The organism is Limnospira platensis NIES-39 (assembly GCF_026000695.1).
Classification (GTDB): Bacteria; Cyanobacteriota; Cyanobacteriia; order Cyanobacteriales; family Microcoleaceae; genus Limnospira; species Limnospira platensis.
In genome coordinates, this window is the sequence record NZ_AP026945.1 from 6,517,350 (window position 1) to 6,541,650 (window position 24,301).

Annotated in this window: 9 protein-coding genes and 1 pseudogene; 7 read left to right on the top strand and 3 right to left on the bottom strand. The window is 45.2% G+C overall.

Going from position 1 to position 24,301, the window contains the following annotated elements; all coding sequences use genetic code 11:
• The first annotated feature begins 47 nt into the window (after window positions 1-47).
• Window positions 48-2,240, top strand: coding sequence for a response regulator (locus N39L_RS32020; RefSeq protein WP_014277451.1), 2,193 nt, complete (start codon window positions 48-50; stop codon window positions 2,238-2,240).
• Between the two features lie 235 nt (window positions 2,241-2,475).
• On the opposite strand, the gene N39L_RS32025 is transcribed toward N39L_RS32020, so the two are convergent.
• The 3 genes from N39L_RS32025 to N39L_RS32035 all read right to left on the bottom strand — a co-directional run bounded on the left by N39L_RS32025 (window position 2,476) and on the right by N39L_RS32035 (window position 8,175).
• Window positions 2,476-3,882 (bottom strand): (Fe-S)-binding protein, encoded by a 1,407-nt coding sequence (locus tag N39L_RS32025; RefSeq protein ID WP_006619682.1) that lies wholly within the window; start codon window positions 3,880-3,882, stop codon window positions 2,476-2,478.
• Between the two features lie 54 nt (window positions 3,883-3,936).
• A complete protein-coding gene (locus N39L_RS32030) occupies window positions 3,937-5,262 on the bottom strand; it encodes an FAD-binding oxidoreductase (RefSeq protein WP_014277452.1) in 1,326 nt (441 codons plus the stop codon).
• A gap of 204 nt (window positions 5,263-5,466) precedes the next feature.
• A complete protein-coding gene (locus tag N39L_RS32035; RefSeq protein ID WP_043468760.1) occupies window positions 5,467-8,175 on the bottom strand; it encodes an O-linked N-acetylglucosamine transferase family protein in 2,709 nt (902 codons plus the stop codon).
• Between the two features lie 198 nt (window positions 8,176-8,373).
• Between N39L_RS32035 and N39L_RS32040 the strand changes: the two genes are divergently transcribed.
• The 6 genes and pseudogenes from N39L_RS32040 to N39L_RS32065 form a co-directional block, all read left to right on the top strand.
• Complete coding sequence (locus N39L_RS32040; protein ID WP_148261882.1) at window positions 8,374-11,301, top strand: calcium-binding protein; 2,928 nt, start codon at window positions 8,374-8,376, stop codon at window positions 11,299-11,301.
• Between the two features lie 283 nt (window positions 11,302-11,584).
• Complete coding sequence (locus N39L_RS32045) at window positions 11,585-14,629, top strand: Calx-beta domain-containing protein (RefSeq protein ID WP_014277455.1); 3,045 nt, start codon at window positions 11,585-11,587, stop codon at window positions 14,627-14,629.
• A 330-nt stretch (window positions 14,630-14,959) separates the two neighbouring features.
• Window positions 14,960-17,905: a Calx-beta domain-containing protein gene (locus tag N39L_RS32050; protein WP_014277456.1), complete on the top strand. Its 2,946-nt coding sequence runs from the start codon at window positions 14,960-14,962 to the stop codon at window positions 17,903-17,905.
• Between the two features lie 158 nt (window positions 17,906-18,063).
• Window positions 18,064-18,210 carry a hypothetical protein gene (locus N39L_RS32055; RefSeq protein ID WP_158307579.1) on the top strand — a complete coding sequence of 49 codons (147 nt, stop codon included), beginning with the start codon at window positions 18,064-18,066 and terminating at the stop codon, window positions 18,208-18,210.
• 39 nt (window positions 18,211-18,249) lie between these two features.
• Window positions 18,250-21,795, top strand: coding sequence for a Calx-beta domain-containing protein (locus tag N39L_RS32060; RefSeq protein WP_014277457.1), 3,546 nt, complete (start codon window positions 18,250-18,252; stop codon window positions 21,793-21,795).
• A 325-nt stretch (window positions 21,796-22,120) separates the two neighbouring features.
• Window positions 22,121-24,133 (top strand): annotated as a pseudogene (locus N39L_RS32065) (PPC domain-containing protein); the annotation flags it as partial.
• Window positions 24,134-24,301 lie beyond the last annotated feature (168 nt).

Sequence of the window (24,301 nt, forward strand, 5' to 3'; positions counted from 1 at the left end):
TATTTCCCAACGTAAAAAATGACTGGAAGTTAGCCCATAAAAAAGCCTTGCGCGGCGAAAAAGTGTCGGCTTTAGAGGATTCCTGGATTCGTGAGGATGGTTCTCTGATTTATCATGGTTGGACTGTGAGACCTTGGTATCGTAATTCTGGAGAAGTTGGCGGAATCATTTTAGTGATTATCCCCTTAAATAATCTAGTCGAAACTCGCAACGCTGCTTTAGATGCCGTTCAATTCAAGTCTCGATTTTTAGCGCAAATGAGTCATGAAATTCGCACCCCCATGAGTGGAGTTTTGGGGATGGTTGAATTGTTAATGCAAACTCATCTCACACCCCAACAAAAAGATTACACCCAAACCATTTATCGTAGTGCCAAACATCTATTAACTGTCATTAACGAAATTCTGGATTTATCCAAACTAGAAGCCGGAGAAACTCACCTAGAATCCCATGACTTTGATTTACAAGATTGCCTAGAAACCGTTGTGGATCTTTTGTCGGTGAAAGCTGAGGATAAACAACTAGAACTAATTATTTTGTTGGAACCGAATATTCCCAGATATTTAAAAGGTGATGGGATGCGTTTACAACAGGTTCTCATTAACTTGGTAAATAATGCGATTAAATTTACCCAATCCGGTCATATTATTATCAGACTTACTCCCAGATTCATTAATCAAGATCAGATTAATATTTACTTTTCCATAGAAGATACAGGTCTGGGGATTTCTGATGAACTTCAACCCCAATTATTTCAGCCTTTTTCGCCCGCTAGTTCCGCCACCAATCGTCAATATGGTGGCACGGGATTAGGTTTATCAATCTGTCAGCACTTGGTGAATTTAATGGGGGGTGAAATCGGCGTTAATAGTCAAGAAGGAGACGGTTCTATTTTCTGGTTTACCGCCAATTTTTTGCCATCGGAATTGTCAGAAATTCCCGCCCCTAAAGAATTAGAAAATCTGAAGTTATTGGTAGTTAATAAAAGTAGTTTAGTTAGGCAGTCAGTTAGCTGCATAACTCAGCCATGGGGTATACAAGTCGATGCAGCAGAGACCGCTAAAATCGCCTTAGATAAATGGCATCATCAACAGGCTGAAGGTTCCCCATATCATCTGATTCTCATGGATTTGGAGTTGCTAGACCGCGATGGTGCTAAATTACTAGGACAGCTTTATAAAACCTCTAGTGATTCCTCAACTCGGTTAATCTTAATGAGTGGTATTAGTCAGCGTAATCGCGCCGAACAGGTTTTAAATTTAGGGAATTTTGTATATCTAGTCAAGCCGATCGCCCCCCTACGATTGCTGCGAAGTTTCGCCAATTCCCTCCAACTTGATATCCCTAATTTAGACGATCGTCTTGAACAATCTTGGGATGATATATTGATGCGATCGTCCTTTCCCGAAATTCCCACACCACCATCTTGTCATCTCCCCACCTCTGAGGATAAGCTGAAGGCTTTTATACCTCTAAAAATTCTCCTAGCTGAGGATGACTTAGTTAATCAGGAAGTGGTTTTGACTCAACTGCAACAATTAGGTTATACCGCTGATGCTGTGTGCGACGGAGAAGCAGTTTTACAACATTTGGAAACACAGCATTATGATTTAATCTTAATGGATTGTCAGATGCCGATTTTAGATGGTTATGAAACTACCGCCAGAATTCGCCGTCGCCAAAACTCCCAACGACCTCCTATTATTATCGCTTTAACTGCTAGTGTAATGCCTTCCGATCGCGATCGCTGTATAGAAGCGGGAATGGATGACTACATCACTAAACCTATTGATTTACAGGCTTTAGTAAACTTGATTAATCGTTGGGTTCCCGTTTGTCTGGAAATCCGAAATCAAACACCCACCAAAGCCCATGATCACCGACTTTTAGATAGTCCGGTTGATTGTCCCGTTGATAGCGATCGCCTCAATAAGTTATTTAAGGGAAAAACCGAGTATAAATATCGTCTCTTAACAACCTTTATTAATCAAGCACAACAACGAATTGACACCATCAATAAAGCGATTAATACCTCAAATTTTGCCGACATTAAACAGCAAGCACACGCCCTCAAAGGGTCTAGCGCCAATTCTGGTGTCTTCCACATTCCCGCCATATCTCAGGAGTTAGAAAACCTCGCCACCCAACAAAACCTCGAAGCCATCCCACCCCTAGTTAAACAGCTTCAGCATCATCTCAACTCAGTGGAAGACTTTGTGGAAACCATGAAAAATCCATAAGCGATCGTCTTCTGCGTCCCACCTGATAATTGATAATTGTAGGGTGCGTCAGACCGATAAAAATAAATAAGAACCGGATAATTCTGAACTGACGCACCTGTGTTAATTAGGTTTTCCTAATCTCAGAATTAAATTTTCACCCCCTGTAGGGTGCGTCAGACCGATAAAAATAAATAAGAACCGGATAATTCTGAACTGACGCACCTGTGTTAATTAGGTTTTCCTAATCTCAGAATTAAATTTTCACCCCTCGAATCGAATCATCTAACAACTCCATAGGATGCTTGAGAGTAACCTGCTTTCCTTGTAATTCCAGATGCTTCTTAATTTGCAAAGAACACCCTGGGTTAGCCGAAGCAATTACAGTCGCGCCAGTATTCAGCAGATTTTGTACCTTTTGCTGTCCTAACTCATCCGCCACTTCTGGCTGTAACATATTATAAACCCCCGCGCTACCGCAACATAAAGCTGCATCGACAGGTTCTCGCAATTTTACCCCAGGAATTTGGGTTAATAACTCCCTCGGTTGAATGCTAATTTTTTGTCCGTGTAACAGGTGACAAGCATCCTGATATACAATAGTTAAATCTTCCCCTTCCACCAAAGGAGATAAATGCGCCGTTAACCCCACTTCCGCTAAAAACTCCTGTACATCGCGGACTTTACCTGCAAATTCTTTCGCCTTGTCTCGATATTCGGGATCATCCCTCATAATGTGACCATATTCTTTTAAAGTATGACCACAACCGGCGGCATTAATAATAATAGCATCAACCCCAGTGTCAGCAAAACTATCAATCATTTGTTTAATCAAAACATGGGATTGTTCAGTTTGTCCTTGGTGTTCAGGAAGTGCGGCACAACAGCCTTGGGATTTAGGGATAATCACCTCGCAACCATTAGCTGTTAATACCCTAGCGGTGGCTTCATTTACCGGGGAGAAAAATAGCCTTTGTACACAACCTAAAATCATCCCGACTCGATAGCGTTTTTCCCCTTGTGCGGGAATGACTGTGGGTAAATTGTCCTGAAAAGCACTAGAGTTAATTTCCGGCAAAATTGATTCCATCGCCGCCAGTCGGGGGGAGATTTTCGGTAATAATCCCGTAGACCGCACGAGGTTTTTAATCCCTAATTTTTGATATAAATACAGGGGAACTAACAGGGGACGCAGACGGTCGGGATAGGGAAATAAGCTGAAAATCAATGTGCGAATTAAGCGATCGCCTAAATTTCGGGGAACATTTCTTTCCACCTGGGGACGGGTGGCGGCGATGAGTCGGTCATATTGAACCCCAGAAGGACAGGTGGTGACGCAGGCTAAACAACCCAAGCAACTATCAAAATGTTCGCTGGTGGCTTTAGCAAGGGGTGCTTCTCCCTTATTAATAGCATCCATCAGGTAAATTCTACCCCTGGGGGAGTCCATTTCTTTACCTATTACCCGATAACTAGGACAGGTGGCTAAACAAAACCCACAATGAACACAGGTATTAATTAAGTCTGGCGGCGGCGGATTATTCTGGTCAAATCCCGGAAAATTTGCCGAGGGTTCTAGGTGGGGGTTTTGGTCTAAAAAGTTGCTTTCTTTGGCGGGAATTTGATTTAAATTGGTCTCGGAGGACTGATCAAAAGTTTGCATCTTAATGGTATTTATGATTAAACTACGGAGTTAATTCGCCGAACAATCGAGCATTTAAAGACCAGCAATAAATCGCTGATAATTCAGAATATTTTGGGGGTCAAATTGCTGCTTAATCTTAGCCATGAGGTCTAAGGCATTTCCCCTGTATCCCCAAACTTCTATTTGTTGTTTAATGGCTAATGGTGCTTCTAAAACCGACAGGAAACCACCTTGATTATTACACCACTGCCGCAGATTTTGCAACCTATCTGGTTGAGTCTGATCAAATCGGATGAATCCCAACCCACTGCTACCATGAATGACGGCGGGAGTTTGACATTTCGCCAAAGTTGTCGCCGCCTCGGTGGGAGTAATGCCGACTTTACAGATGATGCGATCGCTATGGGAACCTTGCCAAATGTGCTGTTTTAATTGCTGCCAAAAATCCCCGTCATTTTCTCTGATAATAGTTGAGTTTAAATGAAGTTGATTGGCTAATTCTACCAGGCGATCGCTTTGTAGTTCGACACTTTCCCGGATACTTTGAAATCTGACAGCCAAACCCATCGATTCTACCCCAGACAGGCGATCGACTAATTGCGGCGACATTAAATCCATAGCCACCGGAGTCAAAGCCGAGGCTAAGATAGTTTTAAAACCAGTAGCGATCGCATCTGAATCTCCTGTTAACAGGACAGTATTTGATGCTTCTAAACAGGGATATAAACGCAGGGTAACTTGAGTAATAATGCCCAAAGTTCCGACGGAACCCGTTAGCAACTTCATCAAGTCATAACCCGCCACATTTTTAACTACCCGACCCCCAGCTTTAGCAATTTTACCATCAGACCGGACAAAAGAAATTCCCAGCAGCAGATCGCGGATACCCCGATATCGATGACGCAGAGAACCACTATCTCCAGTAGCAATAATTCCGCCAATAGTAGCATCGTCCTGATAGCAGGGGTCAAAAGCTAGGAATTGTCCCTGTTTAGCCAGAATTTGCTGAAGTTCCCCATATCCCATTCCCGCTTCTACCGTTACCGTTAGGTCTCCCACCGCGTGTTCAACTAAGCGATTCATGTTCTGGGTACTAATAGCAATAGAGGGGTTTTTGACCGGGTTTCCCCAGGTAATTTTGCTACCTTTCCCAAAGGGTAAAATTCCTAACTGGTGCTGTGCCGCATAGGCGGTTATTGCAGCTAATTCCTCCTGAGTGGGGGGATACAGAACGCATTGAATAGCTGAACCGGGGGCGATCGCTGCTTCCAGGTTAGCACGGACAGATTGATCCAGGTCGTCCCAAGTACATAGGTTACTGTTGGCGGCGACGGTGGCTATTTCCTCTAAGTTCAGAGGTTTTGATGTCTGGGATAATTCCTGACTAGCTATAGACATCGCACAGATTTAGTGATTTTACACTTCACTATAGCAGTTTTAGGAAAATCTGCACAACTGGCTAACTCAATTCCAGATTATTCTAGGTTCGCTGTGTATGAGAGGCTGGATAGGTTGATTAACATAGACTCTCACAATCCTTTAATCCTTTCATCGCTACCCATTTACTATGGTTTAATATATGTCACCACAGATTATCCTAAATTAAGACTGATAATCTTGCCATAGTTGGGAAAATGCTATTTCCATTTGTGCTGAGTAACTGCGGCTATTCAAGAAATTAGGCAACCCATAAGGAGGCATTTTTTGTTGAATTTTTTGGCGAGTTTGCTCACGAAATTCCGCACTATTACCTAGGGATACACTCAACCTAATATAAGTCAATTCATCATCAGCAATAAAATCCCACAATTCCAACTCTTTCATCAAAGCGGTGCCTTGTCGAGATCGTAAATAATTACCTTCCCAGGTTACCGTAGGTAAAGCCACTTCCAGAGGGTCAACTAGGGAATTAGCACCCGCAAAAGGGTAAGAGTCTAAATAAACATCTGCTAGTTTTAACACAGCTTTAACTTCCGCACGGTTCGGTAAATTATTCAACAAAATTAATCGAGATGCTGCCACATTATAGACCTGGAAGCGTCTATGTAGATTATGGATAAAAGGTATAGTCGCGTAAATCTTTGACCAACTCGAACCAAAAGGATATAATAGCAACACCGAATTAGGTACAGACCCTAAAATTTTCGCCCAAGTATCCCTCAAATTAGGAATAATTTTAAAAAAGTTTGCCCCCGAAGCAAAAATAATTGCTTCTTCAGGAATTCCCAATTTTTGGCGAGTAATTTCTCGGTTAATATCCCTAGGTTCCCAACTATAATTAAAAGCAAAGCCAGTTCCTGGAATTAAGACTAATTTTTCTTTATAGTGGCTGGCTGCATCAGTGGGTTCTGTCAAAGTTCCAGAAATATAATAATCCATATTTTTGATTCCTGTGGTCATAGGAGAAGCAAAATAAGTAGCTTGTATTCTGGCTAATCGATGTAAGGCTAGTAAAATTATCGGTTGTGCTGCTGTCGTTAAAATTGAGCCCACAAAAAGAATATCTAAATTATCATCAAGTATTACCGCAACTTGTTCTCGGATGACTTGGGGAAGTTCCACCCATTTATAAACAATATTTTTACAATATTTTTCCATAGGTGTTTGTGTCTGATTAAGGACATAAACAATTACCTCAAATTTTTCTGGGTTGAGAAATTCAAATACAGGAATCGTCGTAAATGTTTCCGAAGTTCCATCAAAATTTGATTTTAAAATTCCGAGCCTAATCTTCGACCGATTAGCCGGTCTTGGCGGCAAATCAATATCTAATTTATGACCAGCTTTTTCCATCAGAATTGCCAATATATTTGCCCTTGTGATTGCTAATTGTTTCAGATTTTTTTCAGCAAAATACAATGGCATAAAATTAAATAAGTCCCCTAAATATTTGGCAATATCAAGCCAAAGTCTGGAAACGCTTTCATCGGAAACTTTCTGTTCAGTTATCTGGAGAATGTGAGATATATAATCTGTATAAATCTCGATATCTTCGGAAGTTTGAAACACTTCGGGTAATTCTAAAATAAACTCTAAAAAATCATTAATAAACCATCTGGGTAAAGCCATAGCATCATAATTAATTAGAAACTGATAGGCTGGTTTGTATAGCATCAAAACTAATAGATACCTAAGAGAATTTGATGGATGGGATGGTTCTTGATTAAACTGTGATAATATTCCCTGAAAAAAATTTTGCTCATGGTCAGTTAATGGCTCATATTTAATGCCACTATTAACCAAGATTTTATGGCTTTTCCCTAAGTGGTTATGGTAACAATCTTTGAGAGATTCTGCTGTTAACCAAAACTCCGCTATTTTTTGACGATATTCTCGCAGTTTAGTTAAAGGAAACTCAGAATCAATATGGTTTTGATAGTCTTTTACTGTTTGACAAACCAAACTGAAAAACTTTGCGGAATTGGGATGTAGTTGCTGTTCAATTAATTTTTGATATAGTTGAACAATCATCTTCTCTAGTGATGCAGCTTTTTGTAACAATGGTTCTCGGGAAAATTGACTCGGTAAGTCGGCTACAGCATCCAGATTTTCTAAAACTTCAAAATAGTTGCTTGAGGACACCTGAAACAGCAATTTTACCACCGGATGATCTTCAGGTAAACTCTTGAGTATTTGGGGATTATAAATTGATTGTAGCACCCTTGCTCCGGCTGGAATATCCGCCAATCCGAGTTTAGAATTTAATAAATTTACCAAAATTTCTGGATGTTGAATAAAGCTATTTATATGAACTAAAATACATTGGTGAGAATGCCTCCTATAAAAATCCAGGAGATGCAAATTATAATATCGCCAAATTTTTAAACATGATTCAGGGTGGAGTTGAAAAAACGGAATATTGAGACGCAAAATAGAATCCATAACATCCCAAGGATATCGATAGACCAAAATATAATAAGATTCGGGAATAATTTGATGCCAAAAATCCAAGAGTAAGGTAGTGCGTGGATCTTTCCATCCCCAAATTTTCCCTGGAGTTGTTCGAGATGCAATTAATTGTTCAGCCATAGTTAGGTAACTGGTGATTTTATATTGATTTAGCCATTCACTATCAGTCCATCCCCAATCAGGAAATCCGGTTTCATTAGCTCGACAACAACTAGCTAACAGTTGACGCTGAAAAGTCAAAATTTCTACATCTTCAAAATATCCTTTAGGATTAGCATAATCTCCTTTCAGAAGATGAGAACCTAAGTCTACACCCATCGCCGCCAAGAATGATGCGGTTAGGGAAGTTCCCGAACGGTGCATTCCGGTAATAATTAATGCTGAAATATTTGTAAGTGACATGAACTTATGATAATTTGTATGGTTACATATCATTTATTATAACCAGCAATTTTGCCAGATTACATCCCTGAATATTATAATTATTTTTAAATTTGATAAACTTTTATAAACAAAGATGAATTTTTAGACAAAAAGGCACATTTTAAAAAAGTGATTGTTAGACTGTAATTGTACTGACTTGTTTGACAAGGATAGATTATGGGTAGGCTAATACTAGGTACTGATGACAATGATACCCTGGTTGCTGGTTCTGGGGATACCCTACAGGCTTTAGCAGGGAACAACACTTTCAGCATCTCCACATCATATAGTTTCACCGGGAATGTATTTCGCGGTGGTGACGGAGATGATAGCTACATGATTCGCTATGGTGGTCTGGGAAGACTTCAGGCTGGTAGTCGCATCGAAGACAGTGGCGGACAAGATACCCTAACCATAGAAAATCGTTGGAGCCCAGGAACTTCCATTGACCTAAATTTAGATGGATTTTTATCAGGAGTAGTGGGGGTAGCGCGACAAGACCAAAATCTGCTAGTAGACCTGAGTCGAGATGGTGAGTTTTCCCCTGAAGATGATTTAGTAGTGGTAGACTTTTTCAACGCTGCTGGTACTGGTGCGGGAACAGGTTTTATTGAAACGGTAAATGACTTACGGGGACAGCAGATAATTAACCAAGTTCCGGTTCTCGGTAGTGACACGGTAACTGATGGTCCTAATATTATCACTGGTACAGATGGTGATGATACCCTGTTCGGAACCAACAATAATGATAGCATCCTGGGTCTCGGGGGCAATGATCGCCTTGTTAGTACAGGTAAAGGTAATGATACCCTCCTCGGTGGTCTGGGAAATGATACTCTCGTTGGTGGCTTGGGGGATGATTTCCTGCGCGGCGGTCCGGGAAATGATAGTTTAGTGGCTGGTGCGGGAAACAATAGACTTTTCGGCGATGGCGGTAATGATACCCTGGTTGGTAATTCTCTGGGTGAGAATACCCTTCGTGGAGGTGCTGGGAATGACTCAATTGTAGGTTATCAAAATGATCTGGTCTTAGGAGACTCTGGTAACAATGTTCTGATTGCTGGCTCCTCAAATGTAACTCTTGAAGGTGGTTCGGGTAATGATACTCTCAGGATATCATCCCAATACCGTTTCACCGGGAATGTATTGCGCGGCGGTGACGCAGATAATACTTACATCATCCCATTAGCATTCTATGGTCAAGCTGGTAGTCGCATCGAAGACAGTGGCGGACAAGATACCCTAACCATAGTAAATAATTTGAGCCCAGGAACTTCCATTGACCTAAATTTAGATGGATTTTTACCAGGAGTAGTGGGGGTAGCGCGACAAGACCAAAATCTGCTAGTAGACCTGAGTCGAGATGGTGAATTTTCCCCTGAAGATGATTTAGTAGTGGTAGACTTTTTCAACGCTGCTGGTACTGGTGCGGGAACAGGTTTTATTGAAACGGTAAATGACTTACGGGGACAGCAGATAATTAACCAAGTTCCGGTTCTCGGTAGCGACACGGTAACTGATGGTCCTAATATTATCACTGGTACAGATGGTGATGATACCCTGTTCGGAACCAACAATAATGATAGCATCCTGGGTCTCGGGGGCAATGATAGCCTTGTTAGTACAGGTAAAGGTAATGATACCCTCCTCGGTGGTCTGGGAAATGATACTCTAATTGGTGGCTTGGGGGATGATTTCCTGAGCGGCGGTCCGGGAAATGATAGTTTAGTGGCTGGTGCGGGAAACAATAGGCTTTTCGGCGATGGCGGTAATGATACCCTGGTTGGTAATTCTCTGGGTGAGAATACCCTTCGTGGAGGTGCTGGGAATGACTCAATTGTGGGTTATCAAAATGATCTGGTCTTAGGAGACTCTGGTAACAATGTTCTGATTGCTCGCTCCTCAAATGTAACTCTTGAAGGTGGTTCGGGTAATGATACTCTCAGCATCTCCGCATATAGTTTCACCGGGAATGTATTTCGCGGTGGTGACGGAGATGATAGCTACATGATTCGCTATGGTGGTATGGGAAGACTTCAGGCTGGTAGTCGCATCGAAGACAGTGGCGGACAAGATACCCTAACCATAGTAAATAATTTGAGCCCAGGAACTCCCATTGACCTAAATTTAGATGGATTTTTATCAGGAGTAGTGGGGGTAGCGCGACAAGACCAAAATCTGCTAGTAGACCTGAATCAAGATGGTGAATTTTCCCCTGAAGATGATTTAGTAGTAGTAGACTTTTTCAACGCTGCTGGTACTGGTGCGGGAACAGGTTTTATTGAAACGGTAAATGACTTACGGGGACAGCAGATAATTAACCAAGTTCCGGTTCTCGGTAGTGACACGGTAACTGATGGCTCTGATAGTATTATCATTGGTACAGATGATAACGATCGCCTTGTTGGTACAGGTAAAGGTAATGATACCCTCCTCGGTGGTCTTGGCAATGATACCTTGATTGTCAGACGCGGTAACAATTTCTTAGATGGAGGTCCGGGAAACGATCGCCTCGTGGGTGGTGTCGGTCATGATACTTTAATCGGTGGTGCAGGTCGCGATATCTTAATCGGTGGTAAAGGTAACGACTTTTTAGATGGAGGTCCGGGAAATGACCGCCTTAATGGTGGTCCGGGTAACGACACCCTCAACGGCGGTCCGGGTCGAGATATTCTCACGGGTGGTCCTGGTGCTGATGTCTTTGTGTTCGGGTTTGGAGAATCGAGGGTAGCCGCTCCTGACCGGATTACAGATTTTGAAATCGGTACTGATAAAATTGATCTGCTGAACCTACACGGAGGCGATATCGGTGTCCCAGAGAATTTTACGCGCGCTCGAAATAACAATGCTCCTACCTTGCGAAGGCTTGTTAATCAGGTATTTCGTAATGCTGATGGCGGACAACCCGGACAACAAGAATTAGAACCTAATAGCGCCGTATTAGTCAGGGCGACCAATGCCGATATTCGCGGTACTTATTTGGTCATTAATGATAATGTTCCTGGTTTTCAGCCTCAGAATGATTTGGTAATTAATATCACCGGATATACTGGAGATTTACCAGGTTTCGGCGAGATTCCGCTTGAGGATTTCTTTGTGATTTAATTGTTCCGCTTGGGGGATAATTTCTATCCCCTCAAGTTCCTCGTTATATCCAGGTGGGGTTGAATTCCGGTTCAACCCTGCTGCTTATATATTTTGGCACAGAGACCGATTATATAATTATCAGTAAAATTCTGGTATTTGTCAATGGCAAATTTCATTTTTTTTTAACAATTGAACCGTTGACGTTATATATAAAGAGAATTATAATAATTGTTATAGTAAAAGGCGATCGCCTCTACCATCTCATGGATATGAGATATATATAACTACTAGGTCAAATATCATGGACAACACCCAAGAAGTATCAGATATTTGGTGGCTGGACTCCCAGGAGTCTCTGAATCCCCTACCAGCGCTGGGATTCATTGGTGATGTATCCGTCGAACCACTGACAGCAGCAGCAGAAATACAGACGGCATTAACTCAGGTTAACCAAAAATTAACGGAGTTTGTCGCCTCGGCTAGTTTTGAAGCCGATTTACAAACGGCTTTCGGTGCATATACGGATGTGGAATTGGGTCAAACGATTATAGAGGCTTTGGGAGAGGGTAGCCAACTCCCAGAGATGATCGTAGTTTCAGCGGACTTAATGAATGGTGTTAATGGCGGTTTTGACTCCCTGACGGGTACGGTGTATTTATCTGATGCAGTAATTAACAGTGAAAAACTGGTGGATGTTGTTACTGAAGAATTAGGACATTATCTGGACTCCCAATTAAACGAAATCGACTCCCCTGGAGATGAGGGAGAGTTATTTATGCGCCTGGTGAATGGGGAAGTGTTGAGTGAAGCTGATATCACCGGGTTAAAAAATCAAGATGATGTTGTAAATATTCTGGGTGGTTTGGTGCAAGTAGAGGCGAGTCAGGATGTTTCTTTTAGTGAGCCTACTAACTTCGATGTTGGCAGCAGCCCTTATGCTATTGCTGTAGGGGACTTGAACCGAGACAGAAAGCTAGATTTAGCGGTAGCCAACTACTCTGGTAATAACGTCTCACTATTACTAGGAAAGGGAGATGGCACTTTTGATTTGAGTGATACTAATTTGACTGTGGTGGATTATCCCACGATGGTGGCGGCGGGAGATTTGAATGCCGATCGCAATTTAGACTTAGTAGTTATGAATGGAAGCAGCAGTTCTGATAACTTAACAGTGTTGGAAGGCATTGGTTCTGCCAGCTTCTTTGGGGACAACTTTAAGACGGGAAGCGAGTCGGGTGCGGGGGACTTTTTACTGGTAGACTTAGATGGCGATCGCAATTTAGACCTAATCGTGATGAATCAGGGTTATTCTGACCAGATATCAGTGCTATTAGGAATTGGTAATGGTACCTTTAGCAAAGCCACGAACTTTAATTTGGGTAATAACTATCCTTATGCCATTGCAGTGGGAGACTTTAACGGAAACCGGAAGTTAGATTTAGTAGTAGCAAATGGTTGGAGTGGCGCATCAGTCCTATTAGGAGACGGAAATGGTGGCTTTGGTGAGGCTACCATGGTTGATACTGGAGGTTATGCTTATGACATGGCGGCGGGAGACTTCAACAATGATGGTAATTTAGATTTGGTAGTGACCGACCACGACAGTCAAGCATGGATGTTATTAGGAAGGGGAGATGGTACTTTTAGGAACCCTGTTGGTTTTCCGGCTGGAAGTTCTCCTCAAGCCATGGCGGTGGGAGACTTCAACCTTGACGGTAATTTAGATGTGGCAGTGGTCAACTCTTCCTGGGATGGTCAAGTATCAGTATTATTAGGCAGAGGTAATGGTACTTTTATGAGTCCTGTTAGTTTGGCTGTCGGTAGTTATCCTAGGGCTATTACCGTGGGGGACTTTAACGGTAACGGACTCGATGATTTGGCGGTAGTAAATGAGTATGGTAGTAACGTATCTATTCTCCTCAATACCACATTATCTGGTAGCCCCATTAAACCCAATATTACCATTAGAGATACCAAGATAGAGGAAGGCGATCGCGGTGAGACCAATGCTCGTTTTGTGGTGACATTGGATAGCCCTAGCAGTGAGAGAGTAACAGTGAATTATGCTACCGCTGATGGTACGGCGACGGCTGGGGAAGACTATCGACGCACGACGGGAAGGCTGATATTTAGCCCCGGTCAAACCCGCCAAATTATTAATGTTCCGGTGTTGGGAGATACCAAAGTAGAACCGGATGAAACCTTTAGGGTGAACCTGAGTAGCCCTGAAAATGCGGAATTAGCAAGGGGACAAGCTACGGGAACTATTCTGAACGACGATGATGATGATTTACCGCAAATCACCATTGCAGACACGGAAATCAGAGAAGGAGATAGTGGTCGCACTAATGCTCGTTTTGTGGTGAGATTAGATAACCCTAGCAGTGAGAGGGTAGTGGTTAATTATGCCACGGCTGATGGTACGGCAACGGCTGGGGAAGACTATCGACCCATGACGGGAAGGGTGGTATTTAGCCCCGGTCAAACCAGCCAAGTCATTAATGTTCCGGTGTTGGGAGATACCAAAGTAGAACCGGATGAAACCTTTAGGGTGAACCTGAGTAGACCTCAAAATGCGACATTAGGACGGCGACAAGCTATCGGAACTATTCTGAATGATGATTATGATGATTTACCGCAAATCACCATTGCAGACACGGAAATCATAGAAGGAGATAGCGATCGCACTAATGCTCGTTTTGTGGTGAGATTAGATAACCCTAGCAGTGAGAGGGTAGTGGTTAATTATGCCACGGCTGATGGTACGGCAACGGCTGGGGAAGACTATCGACGCACGGCGGGAAGGGTGGTATTTCGCCCCGGTCAAACCCGGCAAGTCATTAATGTTCCGGTGTTTGGAGATACTGAGGTAGAACCGGATGAAACCTTTAGGGTGAACCTGAGTAGACCTCAAAATGCGACATTAGGACGGCGACAAGCGATCGGAACTATTCTGAATGATGATTTCCCGGGGGATAATAATCAACAACCTGAACCACCGGACGATCGCTTCTCTAATGCGGTAAACCTGCGTACACTGACGGGAGAAATTGTCAGGACTGACCGCATTGGCTATGTAGTGGGAGACGAGCGTAATACGGAGGACTATTACCGCTTTGACCTCAATCGTGAAGGTACTGTGAGAATCAACCTTGATGAACTATTTGCCAATGCTAACCTGCAATTGTTGGGTAGCGATGGCGAGTTGATATCCCAATCTAATAATGGAGGTAAAAACCCGGAAACTATCACCGCCCGAAAACTGGAACCCGGAACTTATTATGTGCGGGTATTTCCCCACCTGGCGGCACGGACTGAATACAGATTGAGCATTGACTTGGTTTAGTTAAATTATCTGGGGTGGGGTGATTGTTTAACCCCACCTCCTCACCGCCAACCCTTCCGGGCAATTGGGGTGGGGGGGTGAAACCACCTATATATATGTCGGCACGGATTCCCATTCTTTAATGGTAAGTCAAGTTGGGGGATTTGTCAAGGGGGAAAAGTGGTTTTTTTTGGGCTGCGAAAAAGGGGGATTTTGGAAGTGCGATCGCCTGGGGTAGCTGGGGGGTTGACATCATCTGGTGGGGACAATAGAATGGTAATGGTGGGAAATGTGAAGCCAGATACTATTTGATAGGTTGGCTATCTATGGGAATCAACCAGGTGAAATATTATGGAAAATACCAGGGAAATATTAGCGGAGATAATCCCGGAACCCTCGGATTATCCGAATCCCCTACCGGCGGGATTCGGCGGTGATGGGTCGGTAAATCCACTAACAGCAGCAGCAGAAATCGAGGCGGCATTAACTCAGGTTAACCAACAATTAACTGAGTTTGTCGCCTCCGCGAATTTTCAGGGGGATTTACAAACGGCTTTCGGTGCATCTACGGATGTGGAATTAGGAGCAACTATTATTGAGGCTTTGACTCAGGGAGAAACACCAAATCTCAAAGTTCTTTCAGCCAGGTCTATGAATGGTGCTGATGGGGCTTTTGACTCGGTGACGGGTACGGTGTATTTATCGGATGCGATAATTCACAGTGAGAAACTGGTGGATGTGATAACGGAGGAATTTGGGCATTATATAGACTCCCAGCTCAACGAAATCGACTCCCCAGGAGATGAGGGTGAGTTATTTATGCGCCTAGTGAATGGGGAAGCGTTGAGTGAAGCTGATATCACCGGGTTAAGGAATCAGAATGATTGGGGTTTCATCTGGGTAGGGGGAGAACCGGTAGCAGTACAGATGTCAGGGTCGCCAGAGTTCGCCTGGACGCGCCTGTTGGGAACCAGTAGTTCGGACGGGGCTCGTGCCCTGACCACGGGTAGTGATGGGTCGATTTATGTGGCGGGCTGGACTGACGGCAACCTAGATGGACAAATCAATAGTGGTGGCTTGGATGCCTTTATCACTAAGTACCAGCCTGATGGGAGTAAAGTCTGGACGCGCCTGTTAGGAACCAGTAGTTGGGACTCTGCTCATGCCCTAACCACGGGTAGGGATGGGTCGATTTATGTGGCGGGCTATACTGAGGGCGACCTAGATGGACAAACCAATAGTGGTACGCGGGATGTCTTTATCACCAAGTACCAACCCAATGGCACTAAAGCCTGGACGCGCCTGTTGGGAACCAGGGGTTGGGACTATGCTCATGCCCTAACCACGGGTAGGGATGGGTCGATTTATGTGGCGGGCTATACTGAGGGCGACCTAGATGGACAAACCTATAGTGGCAGCGATGCCTTTATCACCAAGTATCAGCCCAATGGCACTAAAGACTGGACGCGCCTGTTGGGAACCAGTAGTTGGGACTCTGCTCGTGCCCTGACCACGGGTAGTGATGGGTCGATTTATGTGGCGGGCTGGACTGAGGGCAACCTAGATGGACAAACCAATAGTGGCGGCGGTGATGCCTTTATCACCAAGTATCAGCCTGATGGCAGTAAAGCCTGGACGCGCCTGTTGGGAACCAGGGTTTGGGACTATGCTAGTGCCCTGACCACCGGTAGTGATGGGTCGATTTATGTGGCGGGCGAGACTAGGGGCAACCTAGATGGACAAAGGAATAGTGGTGGCAGGGATGCCTTTATCACCAAGTACCAACCCAATGGCACTAAAGCCTGGACGCGCCTGTTGGGAACCAGTAGGGAGGACTATGCTCGTGCCCTGACCACCGGTAGTGATGGGTCGATTTATGTGGCGGGCTATACTGAAGGCAACCTAGATGGACAAACCAATAGTGGTCGCAGTGATGCCTTTATCACTAAGTTCCAGCCCAATGGCACTAAAGCCTGGACGCGCCTGTTGGGAACCAGGGGTTGGGACTATGCTAGTGCCCTGACCACCGGTAATGATGGGTCTATTTATGTGGCGGGCTGGACTTACGGCAACCTAGATGGACAAACCAATAGTGGTCGCAGTGATGCCTTTATCAGCAAGTTAATTGTTGATGAGGATGAGGATTTACCCCAAATTACCATCGCAGACACCCGGCTAAAAGAAGGCGATAGTGGTCAGACTAATGCTCGTTTTGTGGTGAGACTAGATAGCCCTAGCAGTGAGATAGTGACAGTTCGTTATGCTACCGCTAACGGTACAGCTACCGCTGGAGAAGACTATCGACAAACCACAGGAAGGCTGATATTTCAACCCGGTCAAACCCGCCAATTTATCAATGTTCCCGTGTTTGGAGATACTAACATAGAACCGGATGAAACCTTTATGGTGAACCTCCGTAGACCTCAAAATGCCGAATTAGCCAGGGCACAAGCTACCGGAACTATTATCAATGATGATTTCCCGCAAATCACCATTGCAGACACGGAAATCATAGAAGGCGATAGTGGTCATAAAAATGCTCGTTTTGTGGTGACATTAGATAACCCTAGCCCTGAGAGGGTAACAGTTAATTATGCCACCGCTGATGGTACGGCTACGGCTGGAGAAGACTATGAACACAGGAGGGGAAGGCTGATATTTCGCCCCGGTCAAACCCGCCAAGTCATTACTGTTCCGGTGTTTGGAGATACTAAAGTAGAACCGGATGAAACCTTTATGGTGAACCTCCGTAGACCTCAAAATGCGGAATTAGCCAGGGCACAAGCTACCGGAACTATTCTGAACGACGATGATGATGATTTACCGCAAATCACCATTGCAGACACGGAAATCATAGAAGGCAATAGTGGTCAGAAAAATGCTCGTTTTGTGGTGAGATTAGATAACCCTAGCAGTGAGAGGGTAGTGGTTAATTATGCCACGGCTGATGGTACGGCAACGGCTGGGGAAGACTATCGACCCATGACGGGAAGGGTGGTATTTAGCCCCGGTCAAACCAGCCAAGTCATTAATGTTCCGGTGTTTGGAGATACCAAAGTAGAACCGGATGAAACCTTTAGGGTGAACCTGAGTAGACCTCAAAATGCGACATTAGGACGGCGACAAGCTATCGGAACTATTCTGAATGATGATTATGATGATTTACCGCAAATCACCATTGCAGACACGGAAATCATAGAAGGAGATAGCGATCGCACTAATGCTGGTTTGCTGGTGACATTAGATAATCCTAGCAGTGCAGGGGGAGAGAGGGACGAGTCAAAGGGTATTGCATGATTACTGAAAGGGCTGTGAATTATCTGGGGTGGGGTGATTGTTTAACCCCACCTCCTCACCGCCAACCCTTCCGGGCAATTGGGGTGGGGGGGGTGAAACCACCTATATATATGTCGGCACGGATTCCCATTCTTTAATGGTAAGTCAAGTTCGGGGATTTGTCAAGGGGAAAAATGGGTTTTTTTGGGCTGCGAAAAAGGGGGATTTTGGAAGTGCGATCGCCTGGGGTAGCCAGGGGGTTGACATCATCTGGTGGGGAGAATAGAATGGTCATGGCGGGAGATGTGAAGCCAGATATTATTTGATAGGTTGGCTATCTATGGGAATCAACCAGGTGAAATATTATGGAAAATACCAGGGAAATATTAGCGGAGATAATCCCGGAACCCTCGGATTATCCGAATCCCCTACCGGCGGGATTCGGCGGTGATGGGTCGGTAAATCCACTAACAGCAGCAGCAGAAATCGAGGCGGCATTAACTCAGGTTAACCAACAATTAACTGAGTTTGTCGCCTCCGCGAATTTTCAGGGGGATTTACAAACCGCTTTCGGTGCATCTACGGATGTGGAATTAGGAGCAACTATTATTGAGGCTTTGACTCAGGGAGAAACACCAAATCTCAAAGTTCTTTCAGCCAGGTCTATGAATGGTGCTGATGGTGCTTTTGACTCGGTGACGGGTACGGTGTATTTATCGGATGCGATAATTCACAGTGAGAAACTGGTGGATGTGATAACGGAGGAATTTGGGCATTATATAGACTCCCAGCTCAACGAAATCGACTCCCCAGGAGATGAGGGTGAGTTATTTATGCGCCTAGTGAATGGGGAAGCGTTGAGTGAAGCTGATATCACGGGGTTAAGGAATCAGGATGATTGGGGGTTAATCTGGGTAGAGGGAGAACAGGTAGCAGTACAGATGTCCGCGTCGCCAGAGTTCGCCTGGACGCGCCTGTTGGGAACCAGTAGTTGGGACCGGGCTCATGCCCTGACCACCGGTAGTGATGGGTCGATTTATATGGCGGGCTTGACTTCCGGCAACCTAGATGGACAAACCAATAGTGGTATGGAGGATGCCTTTATTACCAAGTATCAGCCTGATGGCACTAAAGACTGGACGCGCCTGTTGGGAACCAGTAGTTGGGACTATGCTCATGCCCTGACCACCGGTAATGATGGGTCTATTTATGTGGCGGGTGAGACTCTGGGCGACCTAGATGGACAAACCAATAGTGGCGGTGCTGATGCCTTTATCACCAAGTACCAGCCTGATGGGAGTAAAGACTGGACGCGCCTGTTGGGAACCAGTAGTTTGGGCTATGCTAATGCCCTGACCACGGGTAGGGATGGGTCGATTTATGTGGCGGGTGGGACTTGGGGCAACCTAGATGGACAAAGGAATAGTGGTGACAGGGATGCCTTTATCACCAAGTACCAACCTGATGGCAGTAGGGACTGGACGCGCCTGTGGGGAACCAGTAGTTGGGACGAGGCTCATGCCCTGACCACCGGTAGTGATGGGTCAATTTATGTGGCGGGTGGGACTTCAGGCGACTTAGATGGACAAACCCATAGTGGTGGCTGGCATAGTGATGCCTTTATCACCAAGTATCAGCCCAATGGCACTAAAGCCTGGACGCGCCTGCTGGGAACCTGGGAGCAGGACTATGCTCATGCCCTAACCACGGGTAGGGATGGGTCTATTTATGTGGCGGGTGAGACTCTGGGCGACCTAGATGGACAAACAAATAGTGGTGGCAGGGATGCCTTTATCGCCAAGTATCAGCCTGATGGCACTAAAGACTGGACGCGCCTGTTGGGAACCAGTGAGAGGGACTATGCTAATGCCCTGACCACCGGTAGTGATGGGTCGATTTATGTGGCGGGCTATACTGAAGGCAACCTAGATGGACAAACCAATAGTGGTCGCAGTGATGCCTTTATCACTAAGTTCCAGCCCAATGGCACTAAAGCCTGGACGCGCCTGTTGGGAACCAGGAGTTGGGACTCTGCTAGTGCCCTGACCACCGGTAGTGATGGGTCGATTTATGTGGCGGGCTATACTGAAGGCAACCTAGATGGACAAAGGAATAGTGGTGACAGTGATGCCTTTATCACTAAGTTAATTGTTGATGAGGATGAGGATTTACCCCAAATTACCATCGCAGACACCCAGCTAAAAGAAGGCGATCGCGGTCGCAGTTTTGCGGAATTTCCGGTAACTCTCAACAGTCCTAGTGACCAGATGATCACAGTCAATTTTACGACGGCTGATGGCACGGCTACGGTGGCTGACGGTGACTATCAGCCGACTAGCGGACGGTTAATTTTTCCGAGGGGTCAAACGGAAAGGGTGATCAGAGTTCCCGTGTTTGGAGATACTAAAGTCGAACCCGATGAAACCTTTACCGTCAACCTCAGTAACCCTCAAAATGCCGAATTAGGAAGGCGGCGTGCTACCGGAACTATTCTGAATGATGATATTATAGTGCCCCAAATTACCATCGCAGATACCCAGCTAAAAGAAGGCGATCGCGGTCGCAGTTTTGCGGAATTTAAGGTAACTCTGGACAGTCCGAGTAACCAAACTGTGCAAGTTAGTTATACTACGGCTGATGGCACGGCTACGGTGGCTGACGAAGACTATGAGCAGACTAGCGGACGGTTAATTTTTCCGAGGGGTCAAACGGAAAGGGTGATCAGAGTTCCGGTGATTGGAGATACTAAAGTAGAACCCGATGAAACCTTTACCGTCAACCTCAGTAACCCTCAAAATGCGGAATTAGGAAGGCGGCGTGCTACAGGAACTATTCTGAATGATGATATTATAGTGCCCCAAATTACCATCGCAGATACCCAGCTAAAAGAAGGCGATCGCGGTCAGACTAATGCTCGTTTTGTGGTGACATTAGATAACCCTAGCCCGGAGAGGGTAACAGTTAATTATGCTACCGCTGACGGTACCGCTACCGTCAGAGACCGAGACTATCGACGCACGGCGGGAAGGCTGATATTTCAACCCGGTCAAACCCGCCAAGTTATTAATGTTCCCGTGTTTGGAGATACTAAAGTAGAACCCGATGAAACCTTTACCGTCAACCTCAGTAACCCTCAAAATGCGGAATTAGGAAGGCGACGTGCTACCGGAACTATTCTGAATGATGATGTCCCCCAAATCTCTATCAGAGACACCCAGCTAAAAGAAGGCGATCGCGGTCAGACTAATGCTCGTTTTGTGGTGACATTAGATAACCCTAGCCCGGAGAGGGTAACAGTTAATTATGCTACCGCTGACGGTACCGCTACCGTCAGAGACCGAGACTATCAAAGCACGGCGGGAAGGCTGATATTTCAACCCGGTCAAACCCGCCAATTTATTAATGTTCCCGTGTTTGGAGATACTAAAGTAGAACCCGATGAAACCTTTACCGTCAACCTCAGCAACCCTCAAAATGCCGAATTAGGAAGGCGGCGTGCTACCGGAACTATTCTGAATGATGATACCAAACCGGGGAATAATAACCCACAACCTAAACCACCCAATGATGATATCTTCCCTAATGCGGAAAACCTGGGTAGACTCACAGGAGAAATTGTCAGGACTGACCGCATTGGCTATGTAGTGGGAGACGATCGCAATACCGAGGACTATTACCGCTTTGACCTCAATCGTGAAGGTACTGTCAGAATTGACCTGGATGAACTATTTAAAGATGCTAACCTGCAATTATTGGGTAGTGAGGGTGAGTTGATATCCCAATCTAATAATGAAGGTAAAAACCCGGAAACTATCACCGCCCGAAAACTGGAACCCGGAACTTATTATGTGCGGGTATTTCCCCACCTGGGGGCTCGCACTCCATATAGATTAAGCATTGACTTGATTTAGTGAAATGATGTGGGGTGGGGTGTTTAACCTCACCTCCTCACCACCAACCCTTTCCAGAAATTGGGGTGGGGGGTGAAAACCTTTATATATATGCCGGCACGGATTCCCATTCTTTAATGGTAAGTCAAGTTAGGGGATTTGTCAAGGGGTAAAAGTGGGTTTTTTTTGCTGTGAAAAAGGGGGATTTTGGAAGTGCGATCGCCTGGGGTAGCCAGGGGGTTGACATCATCTGGTGGGGACAATAGAATGGAAATGGTGGGAAAATGTGAGGGCAAATACTATTTGATATGTTTGCTATGTAGGCCCATCTACCAGGTGAAATATTATGAAAAATACTCGAGAAATATTAGCGGCGATCGCGCCGGAACCCTCGGATTATCCGAATCCCTTACCCCCACTGGGATTCAGCGGTGATGTGTCGGTAAATCCACTAACAGCAGCAGCAGAAATCGAGGCGGCATTAACTCAGGTTAACCAACAATTAACAGAGTTTGTCGCCTCAGCTAATTTTCAGGGGGATTTACAAACGGCTTTCGGTGTATATACGGATGTGGAATTAGGAGCAACTATTATTGAGGCTTTGAGTCAGGGAGAAACACCAAATCTCAAAGTTCTTTCCGCTGCGTCTATGAATGGCGCTGATGGTGCTTTTGACTCTTTGACGGGTACGGTGTATTTATCAGAGGGGGTAATTCACAGTGAGAAACTGGTGGATGTGATAACGGAGGAATTCGGGCATTATATAGACTCCCAGCTCAACGAAATCGACTCCCCAGGAGATGAGGGTGAGTTATTTATGCGCCTAGTGAATGGGGAAGCCTTGAGCGAAGCTGATATCACGGGGTTAAGGAATAAGGATGACTGGGGGTTAATCTGGGTAGAGGGAGAACCTGTAGCAGTACAGATGGCTTATGACACTATGGCAGATGCGTTAAATGTGGGTGTCATCGAATCTGGAGAGAAGGTGATTAGCGATCGCATTGGTTTTGGACAAGGTCGCAGACGAGATCGCAACGACTACTACAGATTTACCATCAGTGAGGAAAGCGAGTTTAACCTGACCCTGGACGGACTCAGGGCTAATGCTAACGTCCAAATCTTAGATAGGAGGGGTTCGGCACTATCTCGGTCTAACAACCCAGGTCGCCGACCTGAAAGAATTAGCACCGATTTAGATCCGGGTGATTATTTTGTGCGGGTGTTCCCCGTAGGTAACGCCAGAACCCCATATCGCCTGGCTATGAGTGCTGACCCTATCACCGTAAATGCCGAGGACAGCAAGCCTGGTATCGGTTTGGGGCGGCTTACGGAAGCCACTCCTGTTAATGAAACTGGGGACGTTGGTTTCGGCACAGGTCGGCGACGAGACACTCAGGACTGGTACAATTTTACCCTGCCAGTAGATAGCGATGTTAACTTGACCCTAGACCGACTGAGAGCAAATCTTGATGTAGATATTTATGATGAACGTGACTTGTTAGTAGCTCGGGGTGGAAACCGAGGTCGCCGACCTGAAAAAATTGAACTCGAAGGACTCGAAGCTGGAACCTACTATGTAAAAGTTACCCCCGTGGGTAATGCCCGGAGTAACTACCGGTTGGGTATCACGGCAGCTACTGCTTACATTGGTGAATATGATACCCCAGAAGATGCCTTCAATTTAGGCACTATCTTTCCTGAGGAGGAAGCCAAAACCTTTAACGACCGTGTAGGTTTCACCGAGGGTCGTTCCGGTCGCGACCAACGAGACTGGGTGCGCTTTCAACTAGCTGAAGATGGTTTGGTTGATATCAACCTGACTAACTTGAGTCAGGATATCAATATGCGTTTGTACGACGGTGATGCTAAAAGCCTTCTGGAAACAGCCAATGAAAAGGATCGTGCTAACGAAAATATTAGCGCCGATTTAAAAGCTGGTGTTTACTATGTGGAAGTATTCCCCAATGGTACTGCTAGGAGTCCATACCGACTCAGTATTAATAGTGATATCAACCCACCCCTTCAAGAGTTTTCCGTCGGCGACCTGTTTTCCCTAAGAGACAATATGTACACCAACAGCGATCGCATTGGTTTTACTAGCAGCGGTATTCGCAACACCACCGATCGCTACGAGTTTACTATCAGCCGGGACAGCGAAGTAGATATTAACCTCACGGGACTGCGGGAAAATGCGAACATTGAGCTACGAGAGGCTAACGGTAGCCTGTTGTTTGCGTCCAGGAACTTCGGTCAACAGTCAGAACAGATTAGCCAATTTCTCCCCAGAGGAGCCTATTCTCTCAATGTGATTCCGGTGGGTACTGCCAAAACTATCTATGACCTGGATATTATGGCGATCAATTAGGAAGAGGTGCGTCAGTTGGCTAATTATCCGGTGATTATTGCTATGGCTCGCCTCTGACGCACCCGGCGATCGTCAAAACCTGAGCCTGTCGGTGAGGTGTTAGGGTGAGGAAATCCTATATATATGTCGGCACGGATTCCCATTCTTTAATGATAAGTCAAG